This is a genomic window from Bartonella sp. AA83SXKL (assembly GCF_042196965.1).
GTDB lineage: Bacteria > Pseudomonadota > Alphaproteobacteria > Rhizobiales > Rhizobiaceae > Bartonella.
Genome location: NZ_JBHIRG010000320.1, coordinates 1 through 292 on the forward strand (window position 1 = coordinate 1; position 292 = coordinate 292).

Annotated in this window: 1 pseudogene; it reads left to right on the plus strand. The window is 39.0% G+C overall.

Annotated features, from left to right (window positions below):
- Positions 1–292: pseudogene (locus tag ACFINO_RS11380) on the plus strand (hypothetical protein); the annotation flags it as partial.

The window sequence follows — 292 nt, forward strand, 5'->3', positions numbered from 1 at the left end:
GTAAGTAGTCTTGAAGAGTATGTGCTCACTTTAATTAGCGTCTCAAAAGATATGAAAGCTGCTATGTTAATTGGGCAGAGCAATGCAAGTGCTCTTGCGGCTTTACAGCAACGTTTAGAAACTCTGCAGAAAGAAATTACTGTTAAAAGTGATGGGAAGGAAAAAATAAATACGGCGTTGTTTATTGCGATTAATTCGCTGAAGAATGCTGTAGAGCGTGGCGGATCTTATGTCAACGAATTGAAAATATTACAACAATTATCGCCCTCGATTGAGGGGCTTGATTTGTTCC